The following is a 12,017-nucleotide window of genomic DNA, read 5'->3' as shown; positions in this document are numbered from 1 at the left end:
ACGGGGGCCGCCTGCCGCTACGTCAGCGGCACGATGTCCGGCGCCCCCAGCCGGGCCGCGTCCGCCGTCAGGTCGTCCGGCTGGCGCTGCGACTCGCGCTCGGCCTCCACCCGCTTCTCGTAGTGCGCGATCTCCTTCTCGATCTGCGCGCTGTCCCAGCCCAGCGCCGGGGCCATCAGTTCGGCCGCCTCCCGGGCGCTGCGGGTGCCGCGGTCGAAGGTCTCGATGGAGATCCGGGTGCGCCGGGTCAGCACGTCGTCGAGATGCCGGGCGCCCTCGTGCGTACAGGCGTAGACGACCTCGGCGCGCAGGTAGTCGTCGGCGGCGGCGAGCGGCCGGCCCAGCGAGGGGTCGGCCACCACCAGTTCCAGCAGCTCCTCGGTCAACGAGCCGTAGCGGTTCAGCAGATGCTCCGTGCGGGCCACGTGCAGTCCGGTCCGGGCGGCCATCCGGGCCCGCGCGTTCCACAGCGCCCGGTAGCCCTCGGCGCCCGCCAGCGGCACGTCCTCGGTGACGCACTCGGCGACCCGGGCGTCCAGCGCGTGCACCGCCTCGTCCACCGCGTCCTTCGCCATCACCCGGTACGTCGTGTACTTGCCGCCCGCGACGACCACCAGGCCCGGCACCGGGTGGGCCACCGTGTGCTCCCGCGAGAGCTTGCTGGTGGCGTCCGACTCCCCGGCCAGCAGCGGCCGCAGCCCGGCATAGACGCCCTCCACGTCGTCCCTGGTCAGCGGCGTGGCAAGCACCGCGTTCACATGCTCCAGCAGATAGTCGATGTCGGCGCTGGAGGCCGCCGGATGCGCCTTGTCCAGATCCCAGTCGGTGTCCGTCGTCCCGATGATCCAGTGCCGCCCCCACGGGATGACGAAGAGCACGCTCTTCTCCGTCCGCAGGATCAGCCCGGTCGTCGAATGGATCCGGTCCTTGGGGACGACCAGGTGAATCCCTTTCGACGCCCGGACGTGGAACTGGCCGCGCTCCCCGATCAGCGCCTGGGTGTCGTCGGTCCACACCCCCGTCGCGTTGACGATCTGCCGGGCCCGGATCTCGTGCTCCACACCGCCCTCGACGTCCTGCACCCGCGCGCCGACCACCCGCTCGCCCTCGCGCAGGAAACCCACCACCCGCGCCCGGTTGGCGACCTGCGCGCCGTACGCGGCCGCGGTGCGCACCAGGGTCATGACGTACCGCGCGTCGTCCATCTGCGCGTCGTAGTACTGCAACGCGCCGACCAGCGCGTCCTTCCGCAGACAGGGCGCCACCCGCAGCGCCCGCCGGTGCGAGAGATGCCGGTGGACGGGCAGCCCCCGGCCGTGCCCGGAGGAGACCGACATCCCGTCGTAGAGCGCCACACCGGAGCCCGCGTACCAGCGCTCCCAGCCCTTGTGCCGCAGCGGATAGAGGAACGGCACCGGCTTGACCAGATGGGGCGCCAGCCGCTGGAGCAGCAGCCCGCGCTCCTTCAACGCCTCCCGCACCAGCGCGAAGTCCAGCATCTCCAGATAGCGCAGCCCGCCGTGGATGAGCTTGCTCGACCGGCTGGACGTGCCCGACGCCCAGTCACGGGCCTCCACCAGCCCGGTGTCCAGCCCGCGGGTCGCGGCGTCCAGCGCCGTACCGGCACCGACCACACCGCCGCCGACCACCAGCACGTCCAGTTCCCGCTCCGCCATCTGGGTGAGCGCCTTGGCGCGCTGCGCCGGTCCGAGTGTCGCTGTCTTCACCACTGCCTCCCGCTGTGATTCGGAACCGGCCCCCCCGTCCGTCGATTGTGGCCGCGGCCGCCGCTGGCAACCACCGTCCGCCCGCGGGGCAACACCCGGCCACCTTGATCCACCAATACCCATTCTGGGTCAAATATCCGCTTAGTCTACTTATGCCCTTTCGGTGGCCGGCTCCCGCGCACGGCGCCCGGCCGCCACGAGGACACGCGCAGGGCCCACACACTCGCTCGGGAAGGACGGCCGCAGCATGCCCGCAGATCTCGCCGTCATCGGACTCGGTCACCTGGGTCTCCCCCTCGCCCAGGCCGCCACCGCCGCCGGCCTCACCACCCTCGGCTACGACCCCGATCCCCAGGTGGCCGCGCTCCCCGGCAGCGGCGGCCCGCTGTCCGCCACCGAGGTCCGCCGGCTGCTCGCCGCCGGCTTCCGCACCACCGCCGACCCCGCCGCCCTGGGCCGGGTCCGTACGGCCGTCCTGTGCAGCCCCACCCCGCTCGGCGCCGACCGCACCCTGGACCTCTCCGCCCTCGCCGAGGCCGCCCGCACCCTCGCCGCCCGCCTGCGCCCGCACACCACCGTCATCCTCGAATCGGCCGGCTACCCGGGCACCACCGAGAAGTTCCTCCGCCCCCTCCTCGAAGCCGGCTCCGGACTCACCGCCGGCCGCGACTTCCACCTCGCCTGCTCCCCCACCCGCCACGACCCCGGCAACCGCACCCACCGCTACCGCAACACCCCCAAGGTCATCGGCGGCCTCACCCCCGCCTGCACCGAGGCAGCCGCCGCCTTCTACGGCCGGCTCACCGACAAGGTCGTCCGCGCCCGCGGCCCCCGCGAGGCCGAGACCGCCAACCTCCTGGAAACCAACTACCGCCACATCAACATCGCCCTGATGAACGAAATGGCCGTCTACTGCCACGAGATCGGCGTCGACCTGTGGGACGTCATCCGCTGCGCCGAGACCAAACCGTTCGGCTTCCAGTCCTTCCGCCCCGGCCCCGGCGTCGGCGGCCACGCCGCCCCCATCGACCCCAACCACCGCACCCCGCGCGGCAGTTCACCCGGCTCCCCGCTCCGCCTGGTCGAACTCGCCCAGGAAATCAACGGCCGCATGCCGACCTACGTCATCCAGCGCTGCACCACCCTGCTCAACGAACACGGCAAGTCCGCCCGCGGCGCCCGCATCCTGCTGCTCGGCATCACCTACAAGCCCGACCTCGCCGACCTCGCCGGCACCCCCGCCGCCGAGGTCGCCGCCCGCCTGAGCGACCTGGGCGCCCACCTCACCTACCACGACCCCTACGTCCCCCACTGGGAAATCCACGGCCGCCCCGTCCCCCGCGCCGACTCCCTCTACGAAGCCGCCGCCACCGCCGACCTGACGGTCCTCCTCCAACCCCACCGCACCTACGACCTCCAGGGCCTGGCCGTCAAGGCCCAACTCCTCCTCGACACGCGGGGAGCCACCCCCACAGGGGCGGCGCATCGACTCTGAAAGGGGGCGCGCACAGCCGCCCGGACTCCGGAGCTGGTGGCACCCGGCCCCCGCCACGGGTACCGTACGGAACCAGACGGAGCCCATCGCAGAGGCCACTGCGGCAGGCTCCTGAAGATGGACGGAGTGTCCACCCCTAGACCTTTTAGGGGTGGCCGCTCGCCATCACCGCAAAAGGTGGAGCCCACCGCAGAGGGCACTGCGGCAGGCTCCTGATGGATCACGGGTGTCCGCCCCTAGCCTTCTTGGGGGCGGCCGCTCACCATCACCGCAAAAGGTGGAGCCCACCGCAGTGGCCACTGCGGCAGGCTCCTGAAGATGAACGGAGTGTCCACCCCTAGCCTCTATAGGGGTGGCCGCTCACCTTCCGTGAATCCGCAAGATCCACCTCCTCCGGCACTTCACCATCCGAAGACGGATCCGGTCCCAGCGAGTGGGCTTGCGGTGGCGTCCCATGGGCGCCGCCCCCTTCCACGACACCGCCCCATTGGCCCGGTGAGGCGGTCCGTCGGAAATCGGGCCGGGCCCCGACGGCCGGGGTCCGGAACCAAGTCCTTGGAAGGGGGCGCTCCCGAAAGGCCGGGGCGCCACGTGAACGCTATCGGCCCCGGCCCCGTTGACCGGGCCGGATTCGCCGCGAAGACAACCGTGCGCCCCCGCACCACACAAGGCGCCCCCACAGACATCCGGGCATGCGAACGTCCGGGCATGCGAAAGGGCCGGTCACCCGCTCTTGGATGACCGGCCCTTCGTAGGTCCTAGGCTTACCGCCCCGGCGCGACCGTGACCTCAACCCGCTGGAACTCCTTCAACTCCGAGTACCCGGTCGTGGCCATCGCCCGCCGCAGCGCCCCGAAGAAGTTCATCGTCCCGTCCGGCGTCGTCGACGGACCGCAGAGGATCTCCTCGGTCGTGCCGACCGCACCGAGGTCGACCCGCTTGCCGCGCGGGACGTCCTCGTGGACCGCCTCCATGCCCCAGTGGTGGCCGCGGCCCGGCGCGTCCGTCGCCCGCGCCAGCGGCGAACCCATCATCACCGCGTCCGCCCCGCAGGCGATCGCCTTCGGCAGGTCGCCGGAGTACCCGACCCCGCCGTCCGCGATGACGTGCACATATCGGCCGCCGGACTCGTCCATGTAGTCCCGGCGGGCCGCGGCCACATCGGCCACCGCGGTCGCCATCGGGACCTGGATGCCCAGCACGTTGCGGGTGGTGTGCGCGGCGCCACCGCCGAAGCCCACCAGCACGCCCGCCGCGCCGGTCCGCATCAGGTGCAGCGCCGCGGTGTACGTCGCGCAGCCGCCGACGATCACCGGCACGTCCAGCTCGTAGATGAACTGCTTGAGGTTCAGCGGCTCCGCGGCGGACGAGACGTGCTCCGCCGACACCGTCGTCCCGCGGATCACGAAGATGTCCACGCCGGCGTCCACGACCGCCTTGGAGAACTGCGCGGTGCGCTGCGGGGAGAGCGCGGCGGCGGTGACCACACCGGCGTCCCGCACCTCCTTGATCCGCTGCCCGATCAGCTCCTCCTTGATCGGCGCGGCGTAGATCTCCTGGAGGCGCCGGGTCGCGGCGGAACCGTCCAGCTCCGCGATCTCCGCCAGCAGCGGCTCCGGGTCCTCGTAGCGGGTCCACAGCCCTTCGAGGTTCAGCACCCCGAGGCCGCCCAGCTCACCGATGCGGATCGCGGTCTGCGGCGAGACCACCGAGTCCATCGGGGCCGCCAGGAACGGCAGCTCGAAGCGGTAGGCGTCGATCTGCCAGGCGATCGAGACCTCCTTCGGGTCGCGAGTGCGCCGACTGGGTACCACGGCGATGTCGTCGAACGCGTATGCCCGGCGGCCGCGCTTGCCGCGCCCGATCTCGATCTCAGTCACTGGTTCTGCCTTCCTACGGATACGCCCCCAGTATCCCCGACGGGGAAGACTGGGGGCGCATCCGGCCGCCACTCGGCGAAGCGGACCTCGGCGAGGCCGTCAGCTCCGCGCGTAGTTGGGCGCCTCGGTGACCATCTGGACGTCGTGCGGGTGGCTCTCCTTCAGGCCCGCCGCGGTGATCCGCACGAACCGGCCCTTCTCCTTGAGCTCGGGAATGTCGGCCGAGCCGACGTACCCCATGGAGGCGCGCAGACCGCCGACGAGCTGGTGCGCGACCGACGCCAGCGGGCCGCGGTAGGGCACCTGGCCCTCGATGCCCTCCGGCACCAGCTTGTCCTCGGAGAGGACGTTGTCCTGGAAGTAGCGGTCCTTCGAGAACGACTGCGCCTGGCCGCGCGACTGCATCGCGCCCAGCGAACCCATGCCGCGGTACGACTTGAACTGCTTGCCGTTGACGAAGACCATCTCGCCCGGCGACTCCTCGCAGCCGGCCAGCAGCGAGCCCAGCATCACGGTGTCCGCACCGGCCGCGATCGCCTTGGCGATGTCGCCGGAGTACTGCAGACCGCCGTCGCCGATCAGCGGCACGTCCGCCGCGTGGCACGCCTGCGCGGCCTCGTAGATCGCGGTGACCTGCGGGACACCGATGCCGGCGACCACCCGCGTGGTGCAGATCGAGCCGGGGCCCACGCCGACCTTCACCCCGTCCACGCCGGCGTCGATCAGCGCCTGGGCGCCGTCCCGGGTCGCGACGTTGCCGCCGACGACGTCCACGCCGATGTTGGACTTGATCTTGGCGATCATGTCGAGGATGCCGCGGCTGTGGCCGTGCGCGCTGTCCACGACCAGGAAGTCCGCACCGGCCTCGACCAGCGCCTGCGCCCGGTCGTACGCGGAGTCGCCGACGCCCACCGCGGCGCCGACGATCAGCCGGCCCTCGGCGTCCTTGGCGGCGTTCGGGTACTTCTCCGCCTTGACGAAGTCCTTGACGGTGATCAGACCCTTGAGCACGCCCGCGTCGTCGACCAGCGGCAGCTTCTCGATCTTGTGGCGGCGCAGCAGCTCGATGGCGTCCTCGCCCGAGATGCCGACCTTGCCGGTGACCAGCGGCATCGGCGTCATGACCTCGCGGACCTGGCGGCTGCGGTCCATCTCGAAGGCCATGTCGCGGTTGGTCACGATGCCCAGCAGCTTGCCCGCGCCGTCGGTGACCGGCACCCCGCTGATCCGGAACTTGGCGCACAGCGCGTCCGCCTCCGCCAGCGGCGCGTCCGGCCGGACCGTGATCGGGTCGGTGACCATCCCGGACTCGGAACGCTTGACCAGGTCGACCTGGTTGGCCTGGTCCTCGATCGACAGATTGCGGTGCAGCACGCCCGCACCGCCCTGACGCGCCATGGCGATCGCCATCCGCGCCTCGGTGACCTTGTCCATGGCGGCCGAGAGCAGCGGGATGTTCACCCGGACGTTCCGCGAGACACGGGACGCGGTGTTCACGGCGTTGGGCAGCACCTCGGACGCGCCGGGCAGCAGCAGCACATCGTCGTATGTCAGCCCGAGCATGGCGAATTTGGCGGGCATACCCTCGACGTTGTCACTCATGACACCTTCCCCAATGCTCTTGCCTCAGCGCGGACTCCCATGCTAACGGCCTCGTAGAGTGTCCCAACCCACGAGCAATGAGGGCCTCATCACTCGTACGTTCCTACGGCGACTTCCCGCCGCGGACGGGCCTGCGGGACGGGCCAACGGGCCTACGGGACGGCGGCACATCGGAACGCCCGCGCGCATCGCGAACTGCCGGCGGGCTACTGCTCGGCGAGCGCCCGCAGCCTGCTCAGCGCCCGGTGCTGGGCGACCCGCACCGCACCCGGCGACATTCCCAGCATCTGCCCCGTCTCCTCGGCCGTCAGCCCCACCGCCACCCGCAGCAGAACCAGCTCCCGCTGGTTCTCCGGCAGATTGGCCAGCAGCTTCTTGGCCCACTCGGCGTCGCTGCTCAGCAGCGCCCGCTCCTCGGGCCCCAGCGAGTCGTCCGGCTGCTCGGGCATCTCGTCCGACGGCACGGCCGTGCTGCCCGGATGCCGCATCGCGGCCCGCTGGAGATCGGCGACCTTGTGACCGGCGATGGCGAAGACGAACGCCTCGAAGGGCTTCCCGGTGTCGCGGTAACGGGGCAGCGCACACAGCACCGCCACACAGACCTCCTGCGCGAGGTCCTCGACGAAGTGCCGGGCATCGCCGGGCAGCCGGGAGAGCCGGGTACGGCAGTAGCGCAGGGCGAGAGGGTGGACGTGCGCCAACAGGTCGTGGGTGGCCTGCCGGTCCCCCTCGACGGCACGTGCGACGAGAGCGCCGATCTCCTGCTTCCCGTCATCGCGCATCGGTCCATGGTGCCCTGACGCCGAACGATCCGCGGCATCAGGTCCACGCTTGTGCGCTGAAGCGTTGTGCGCGGCAGGTGCGCCGGCTGTCATTTCCTGCGCCCTCCCCTCGTGCCCGACCGGCCCGTCCCCGAGGAACTCCATGCCTCAAGCATGCGGCACCGCGCGGCGAATCGGGCCGCCGTGGCACCGGGCGGCGTGCGGGGCCTCATGCCGCCCCGCCCGCCAGAGGGCGGGCGGGGATCTTCACTCCCCCGCATCGCTGCACGTCACAAGGGTTCAGCGGACCAGACCCCAGCGGAAGCCGAGCGCCACCGCGTGCGCACGGTCGGAGGCGCCGAGTTTCTTGAACAGCCGTCGCGCGTGCGTCTTGACCGTGTCCTCGGAGAGGAACAGCTCACGTCCGATCTCGGCGTTGGAGCGGCCGTGGCTCATGCCCTCCAGCACCTGGATCTCCCGGGCGGTGAGGGTCGGGGCGGCACCCATCTCGGCGGACCGCAGCCGGCGCGGGGCGAGCCGCCACGTCGGGTCGGCCAGGGCCTGGGTCACCGTCGCGCGCAGCTCGGCACGCGAGGCGTCCTTGTGCAGATAGCCGCGGGCGCCGGCGGCGACCGCGAGCGCCACCCCGTCCAGATCCTCGGCCACCGTCAGCATGATGATCCGGGCACCGGGGTCGGCGGACAGCAGCCGGCGCACGGTCTCGACACCGCCGAGGCCGGGCATCCGTACGTCCATCAGAATCAGGTCCGAGCGGTCGGCCCCCCAGCGGCGGAGGACCTCCTCGCCATTGGCCGCGGTGGTCACGCGCTCGACGCCGGGCACGGTTGCAACCGCCCGTCGGAGCGCCTCTCGGGCAAGCGGGGAGTCGTCGCAGACGAGGACGGAAGTCATGACCGCCCTCCGCAGCTGATGCGCGTCACCTTGAGCCTCCAGGCTGGTACGTATCGTCACCTGGGCGATCGACGAACCGCTCGGACACCTGCCCGAGGGCTACCTCTGCCAACCGCCTCCGCACACTCAACGACGGTCACTCGAAAGAGTTACGGCTTCGGCGACCGAGTTCAGCACGCTCCGTGAGGAGCCGGATACGCAAACGTCTTGCTGAGCAGCCGGCATCCGCGCGTGCACCCTATGCCCTATTTGGCTCTGTTTCTTCCATTTTCGCGTTGACTGCGGCTAGATTCGCAATGAGTCATATTTACATCTACTTAGACAGTAGATGTAACGTCGTGAAGACCGAGCCCGAAACGCATCGCTTCCGAGGGGACAAGCAATGGCAGATTTCTCCCGCCTCCCGGGCCCGAACGCAGACCTCTGGGACTGGCAGTTGCTCGCCGCCTGCCGCGGCGTGGACAGCTCGCTCTTCTTCCACCCCGAGGGCGAGCGAGGCGCGGCCCGCAGCGCGCGGGAGGCATCGGCGAAGGAGGTCTGCATGCGCTGCCCGGTGCGGGCCCAGTGCGCGGCGCACGCTCTGGCCGTCCGCGAGCCCTACGGCGTGTGGGGCGGCCTCACCGAGGACGAACGCGAGGAACTCATGGGACGGGCCCGCCACCGGATGGTCCCGGCGAGTTCCCTGCCCGGGCACGCGACCATGCCGGGCGCCTGACCGACCACCCTGACCATCGTTCGCAGAAACGTTCCTGCAGTTATCGGGGCGGACTTCTGCAGTCATCGGGACGGAGCGGCGACCGATGATGCGCGCGTCACCACCCGCCCCACCACCTCAAGATCCGCACGGCCCGCGGCCCGTACCCCGTCGCGGCCCCGCCCCTCCGGGGCCGGCGGCGGTCAGCGGCCCGCGGCGTCCGCGAGCTGGTCGAGCATCGCGCCGACCGCCGGCACATGCGCCAGATCCGGCAGGGTGAGCGCGACGATCTCACGGTGTACGGCGGGCTCCATCCGCACCGTCGCCGCACCCTTGGGCCGTACCGACTCCAGGGTCAGCTGGGGCAGCGCCGCGACGCCCAGGCCGGCGCCGACCAGGCCGATCACCGCCGGATAGTCGTCCGTCGCGAAGTCGATCCGCGGGGTGAAGCCGGCGCGTTCACAGACCTCGACGAGATGGGTGCGGCACCGCGGGCAGCCCGCGATCCACGGCTCGTCGGCCAGGTCCGCGAAGCACGCGGTGCCGGCCCGCGCCAGCCGGTGCCCCTCCGGCACCAGGCCGACCAGCCGGTCCGCCAGCACCGGCCGGACCACCAGGTCCTCCCACTCCGCCCCGGCCGACGGGTCCGCGCCGCGCACCTCCGGATAACGGAAGGCCAGCGCGATCTCGCACTCGCCGTTGCGCAGCAGGTCGATCGAGCGCGGCGGCTCGGCCTCGTCCAGCGACACCCGGACGCCGGGATGGGCGGCCCGCATCCTGGCCAGCGCCGTCGGCACCAGCGTCGAGCTGCCCGACGGGAACGACACCAGCCGCACCCGCCCCGCGCGCAGCCCCGCGATGGCCGCGACCTCGTCCTCGGCGGCGGTGAGCCCGGCCAGGATGCCGGCCGCGTGCCGGACCAGTGCCTCGCCGGCCTGCGTCAGCCGCATCTCGCGGCCGGCGCGCACCAGAAGCGGGGTCCCGGCGGACTGCTCCAGGGCCTTCATCTGCTGACTGACCGCGGGCTGGGTGCAGCCGAGCTCCCGCGCCGCGGCGGAGAAGGAGCCGGTCCGGGCGACGGCGCGCAGCACGCGGAGATGACGGGCTTCGATCACCCTTTGACTATAAGCGATTCTTGGGCAGGTCGCGAAAAACAGCGTGCCGGCTTTTGACCTTTGGCCTATGACCTATGGCCTAGCGTGCGCTCATGGAAGCGAAGCTACTGACCGTGAACATCGGGCGGGCCACCCCCTCTGCCCACACCTCCGCAGAGCGCGGAACGGGCATCGACAAACGGCCCGTGAACGGCCCCGTCGCGGTGGCCGCCCCGGGCCCCAAAGGCACGGCCGGCAGCGGCCTCGCGGGCGACACGGTGGTGGACCTGCGTCACCACGGCGGCGACGACCAGGCCGTCTACGCCTACGCGCGCGAGGACCTGGACGACTGGCAGCGGGAACTGAACCGCGAACTGGCCAACGGCGTCTTCGGCGAGAACCTCACCACCGCCGGCCTGGACGTCACCGACGCCCGGGTCGGCGAGCGCTGGCGGGTCGGCCCGGAGGTACTGCTGGAGGTCACCTCGCCGCGGATCCCCTGCCGGACGTTCCAGGGCTGGCTGGACGAGCACGGCTGGATCAAGCGGTTCACCGAGGCGGCAGTGCCCGGCGCGTATCTGCGGGTACTGGAAGCCGGCGAGATCCGGGCCGGCGACACCGTACGGGTCGAGCACCGGCCGGACCACGACGTGACCATCGGGCTGATGTTCCGCGCCCTGACCACCCGCCGCGAACTGCTGCCGCGCCTGCTGGAGGCGGGCGAGGCACTGCCCCAGGAGGCCCGGGCGACGGCGGCCAAGTATGCGCAGCGGGCGGCGAGCTGACGCGGCGGGGCGGGGGCAGGACGGTGTACGCGCGAGGCGGCGGGCAGCGGAGGGTGGTGCCTGACCCTGCCCCAAGTCTCCCCAACTCGCCGCCCCCGGGCCGCAGTTGGTTGCGACCAACCGCAGTCGGCCCAGCTGGCCGCAGCTGACCAGTGGCAGTCGGCCACACTTGGCCGCAGCAGACGCTACCTGGGGCCGTACTTCCGACCCGTGCGCGAGGTGAGGCCGCCGAGCAGCCCGCGCGGCGCCAGCTTCACGGCGCCCATCAGGGCCTTGTAGCGCGGGTCCGGGATGGACAGGGACTTGCCGCGGGCCAGATCCTTCATGGCGGCGTCCACGAGATTGTCCGCGTCCAGCCACATCCAGCCCGGGATGTTGTCGGTGCCCATCCCGGCCCGCTGGTGGAACTCGGTCCGTACGAAGCCGGGGCACAGCGCCATCAGCCGCACCCCGCTGCCGGCCAGGTCGCGGGCGGCGCCCTGGGTGAACTGCACGACCCACGCCTTGCTCGCGCCGTAGGTGCCGCGCGGGACGAACGCCGCGACCGACGCCACGTTGACCACCGCGCCGCGCCGGCGCTCGCGCATCCCGCGCACCCCGGCCGTGGTCAGCCGCAGCACCGCCTCGCAGTGCACCTTGAGCATCGCCAGTTCGTCAGCCATCGGGACCTCTAGGTACTCGCCCTTGTTGCCGAAGCCGGCGTTGTTGACCAGCAGGTCCACCGGGCGCCTGGTGTCCGTGAGACGCGCCTCGACGGCGGCGATCCCCTCATCGGTCGCCAGGTCGGCGCTCAGCACCTCCGCCTCGATCCCGTGGCGGTCGTGCAGTTCGGTGGCCTGCGCCCGGAGACGCTTCTCGTCGCGGGCGACCAGCACCACGCTGTGGCCGTCGCCCGCGAGCCGACGGGCGAACGCGGCGCCGATGCCGGCGGTTGCTCCTGTGATCAGTGCAGTCGTCATACCGGAACCGTAGCGGGGGGCCTGGGACTTGCCGCGTTGCGGTGGCGGTGGGTTGGCCCTTCCCCCCGGCCTGGCGGCGTCCCCCGCCGGGCCCGCCCGGCCGCCAGG

10 protein-coding genes are annotated in these 12,017 nt (G+C 71.7%); 3 read left to right on the top strand and 7 right to left on the bottom strand.

Translation table 11 applies throughout. The features are described from left to right. Positions 1–17: 17 nt before the first annotated feature. Complete coding sequence (locus ACRAS8_RS20365; protein WP_438487425.1) at positions 18–1,727, bottom strand: glycerol-3-phosphate dehydrogenase/oxidase; 1,710 nt, start codon at positions 1,725–1,727, stop codon at positions 18–20. Between the two features lie 247 nt (positions 1,728–1,974). Between ACRAS8_RS20365 and ACRAS8_RS20360 the strand changes: the two genes are divergently transcribed. Continuing rightward, entirely contained in the window at positions 1,975–3,222 is a 1,248-nt protein-coding gene (locus tag ACRAS8_RS20360; protein WP_438487424.1) for a nucleotide sugar dehydrogenase, read from the top strand. 764 nt (positions 3,223–3,986) lie between these two features. Here the strand turns inward: ACRAS8_RS20360 and ACRAS8_RS20355 are convergent. The 4 genes from ACRAS8_RS20355 to ACRAS8_RS20340 all read right to left on the bottom strand — a co-directional run bounded on the left by ACRAS8_RS20355 (position 3,987) and on the right by ACRAS8_RS20340 (position 8,377). Then, a complete protein-coding gene (locus tag ACRAS8_RS20355; RefSeq protein ID WP_438487423.1) occupies positions 3,987–5,102 on the bottom strand; it encodes a GuaB3 family IMP dehydrogenase-related protein in 1,116 nt (371 codons plus the stop codon). Between the two features lie 99 nt (positions 5,103–5,201). Further along, complete coding sequence (gene guaB / locus ACRAS8_RS20350; protein ID WP_438487422.1) at positions 5,202–6,704, bottom strand: IMP dehydrogenase; 1,503 nt, start codon at positions 6,702–6,704, stop codon at positions 5,202–5,204. A gap of 206 nt (positions 6,705–6,910) precedes the next feature. Further along, positions 6,911–7,486, bottom strand: a complete 576-nt coding sequence (locus tag ACRAS8_RS20345; protein WP_018538709.1) for a sigma-70 family RNA polymerase sigma factor — start codon at positions 7,484–7,486, stop codon at positions 6,911–6,913. Between the two features lie 279 nt (positions 7,487–7,765). Further along, positions 7,766–8,377: a response regulator transcription factor gene (locus ACRAS8_RS20340; protein WP_003948568.1), complete on the bottom strand. Its 612-nt coding sequence runs from the start codon at positions 8,375–8,377 to the stop codon at positions 7,766–7,768. A gap of 382 nt (positions 8,378–8,759) precedes the next feature. On the opposite strand from ACRAS8_RS20340, the gene ACRAS8_RS20335 reads away from it, so the two are divergent. Further along, positions 8,760–9,092, top strand: a complete 333-nt coding sequence (locus tag ACRAS8_RS20335) for a WhiB family transcriptional regulator (RefSeq protein WP_018538710.1) — start codon at positions 8,760–8,762, stop codon at positions 9,090–9,092. A 182-nt stretch (positions 9,093–9,274) separates the two neighbouring features. On the opposite strand, the gene ACRAS8_RS20330 is transcribed toward ACRAS8_RS20335, so the two are convergent. After that, positions 9,275–10,186 (bottom strand): LysR family transcriptional regulator, encoded by a 912-nt coding sequence (locus ACRAS8_RS20330; protein ID WP_438487421.1) that lies wholly within the window; start codon positions 10,184–10,186, stop codon positions 9,275–9,277. A 92-nt stretch (positions 10,187–10,278) separates the two neighbouring features. On the opposite strand from ACRAS8_RS20330, the gene ACRAS8_RS20325 reads away from it, so the two are divergent. Beyond that, the gene (locus ACRAS8_RS20325) at positions 10,279–10,950 is read left to right on the top strand and encodes an MOSC domain-containing protein (protein ID WP_438487420.1); all 672 of its coding nucleotides are present in this window, start codon (positions 10,279–10,281) and stop codon (positions 10,948–10,950) included. 185 nt (positions 10,951–11,135) lie between these two features. Here ACRAS8_RS20325 and ACRAS8_RS20320 read toward each other — a convergent pair whose 3' ends face one another. Then, positions 11,136–11,909, bottom strand: a complete 774-nt coding sequence (locus ACRAS8_RS20320) for an SDR family NAD(P)-dependent oxidoreductase (RefSeq protein WP_438487419.1) — start codon at positions 11,907–11,909, stop codon at positions 11,136–11,138. Positions 11,910–12,017: the final 108 nt, after the last annotated feature.

This window comes from Streptomyces sp. S186 (assembly GCF_051603415.1).
Classification (GTDB): domain Bacteria; phylum Actinomycetota; class Actinomycetes; order Streptomycetales; family Streptomycetaceae; genus Streptomyces.
This window is presented reverse-complemented; position numbering and strand designations above follow the sequence as displayed.

What these genes read in the sequence shown, in the direction of transcription:
- ACRAS8_RS20360 (WP_438487424.1), top strand. Translation starts at nt 1,975, where the DNA reads ATGCCCGCAGATCTCGCCGTCATCGGACTCGGTCACCTGGGTCTCCCC.
- guaB (WP_438487422.1), bottom strand. Translation starts at nt 6,704, where the DNA reads ATGAGTGACAACGTCGAGGGTATGCCCGCCAAATTCGCCATGCTCGGG.
- ACRAS8_RS20345 (WP_018538709.1), bottom strand. Translation starts at nt 7,486, where the DNA reads ATGCGCGATGACGGGAAGCAGGAGATCGGCGCTCTCGTCGCACGTGCC.
- ACRAS8_RS20340 (WP_003948568.1), bottom strand. Translation starts at nt 8,377, where the DNA reads ATGACTTCCGTCCTCGTCTGCGACGACTCCCCGCTTGCCCGAGAGGCG.
- ACRAS8_RS20335 (WP_018538710.1), top strand. Translation starts at nt 8,760, where the DNA reads ATGGCAGATTTCTCCCGCCTCCCGGGCCCGAACGCAGACCTCTGGGAC.
- ACRAS8_RS20325 (WP_438487420.1), top strand. Translation starts at nt 10,279, where the DNA reads ATGGAAGCGAAGCTACTGACCGTGAACATCGGGCGGGCCACCCCCTCT.
- ACRAS8_RS20320 (WP_438487419.1), bottom strand. Translation starts at nt 11,909, where the DNA reads ATGACGACTGCACTGATCACAGGAGCAACCGCCGGCATCGGCGCCGCG.